Source organism: Henriciella sp. (assembly GCF_049649345.1).
Taxonomy (GTDB): Bacteria; Pseudomonadota; Alphaproteobacteria; order Caulobacterales; family Hyphomonadaceae; genus Henriciella.
This window is the reverse complement of sequence record NZ_JBARZC010000036.1, coordinates 1-1572: the sequence shown is the minus strand read 5'-3', so window position 1 is coordinate 1572 and position 1572 is coordinate 1. Positions and strand designations below refer to the sequence as shown.

General features: G+C 60.9%; 1 protein-coding gene and 1 pseudogene. Both read left to right on the top strand.

Annotated elements, in window-relative coordinates; genetic code table 11:
- Nucleotides 1-326, top strand: a pseudogene (locus WA989_RS00930) (VCBS repeat-containing protein); the annotation flags it as partial.
- Nucleotides 327-340: 14 nt separating this feature from the next.
- Nucleotides 341-1423, top strand: coding sequence for a LacI family DNA-binding transcriptional regulator (locus WA989_RS00925; protein ID WP_424338657.1), 1083 nt, complete (start codon nt 341-343; stop codon nt 1421-1423).
- Nucleotides 1424-1572 lie beyond the last annotated feature (149 nt).

Genomic DNA, 1572 nt, shown 5'->3' with positions numbered 1-1572 from the left:
GCGACGGCCTGAAGGACATAGTGACCGGAAAGACGTACCGGGCTCACGACTTCAATGACCCCGGGTCCCGACAGGCACCGGTGATCTATTATTTCCGGTTGACGCGTGAGGATGGCGACGTGGATTTCGTGCCTTATCAAATTGATGATGAGGCGGGAATCGGACGGCGCCTGGTAAGCGGAGACCTCAATGGAGATGGGCTGATCGATCTGGTGGTTGGTAACAAAAAGGGCACCTTTGTCTTTACCCAGAAGGTTCGAAACGTCGACCAGGGGGAATGGGAAAAGGCTCAGCCTGTCCGCAGCCCGGATATTGGAAATCGATAGCTGCTAATACCCAAGTGCGCAAGATCAGGCAGGCAGCGGCTCGCCGCCATCATGCGCGGGTAACCATCAGCGACGTCGCCGTTCGCGCCGGCGTTTCGCCGATGACTGTATCCCGCGTTATCAATAGCGAGGGCAACGTCCGCGACAGCACCCGCGCGGCGGTTAACACCGCCATCCTCGAACTCGGCTATTCGCCCAATCGGGCGGCCCGCAGCCTGGCCAGCGCAAGCCAGATGCAGGTCTGCCTGCTGTACGCGAACTCCAGCAGCACGTATTTGAGCGCGACGCTGCTGGGTGCACTGGAGCAGGCTCGCGAGAACGATACGCAGTTGGTCGTCGCAGAATGCGATGGCGAGGCGGACGCGGAGCGGACGATAAAGGATCAACTGAAGGGCGGAATCAGTGGTGTCCTGCTCGTGCCGCCGCTCGCGGATTCGCTTGATCTGCTTAATCTGCTCAAAGAGCTCGACGTGCCGACGGTCACGATGGGCCCGCAGCTGGTCGGCGAGCGCATTTCTTCGGTGATGATCGATGACAGAAGCGCGGTGCGCACGATGACTGAGTACCTTATCGGGCTTGGTCACCGGCGCATTGGGTTCATAACGGGCAACCCGAAGTATCTGGTCAGCGAAGTACGCGAGAGCGGCTATCGCGACGCACTGGAAGCAGCGGGTATCAAGTGGCGCCCGGAACTTGTTGCCACCGGCCGCTTCTCGTATCGCTCCGGACTGGACGCGGCCGACCGCCTGCTGTCGCTGCCTGAGATTCCAACGGCCATCTGTGCGAGCAATGACGAGATGGCGGCGGCGACGATTTCAGTCGCTCACCGCAACAACATCGATGTGCCCGGCGAGCTGACGGTGACCGGTTTCGACGACACGCTGCTGGCGACTACGGTCTGGCCGCAGATCACGACGATCCGCCAACCGATCAGCGACATGTCGCATGCCGCTGTCGACCTGTTGACGCGAAGTATTCGCGCCGTGCGCGCGGGCAGCGACGCCGAATGTGAGCATATGACCCTCGACTACAGCCTGATAAAACGTGAAAGCTCGGCGCCACCCGCGCGGCGCGTTCCCCGGGACCGTATCACCTGATAACTGGATCCCGGCCGTACGGCCCGGGGTAGCTGGGGGAAGATCAGGACCCACGTAGCTCGAACTACGGCAAGCCGCTCATCGTCGTTTCGTAATATCGCCAATCTTGCCCGTGCAGGGAGATTACAATAGCGTCCCCGATCAAGGAC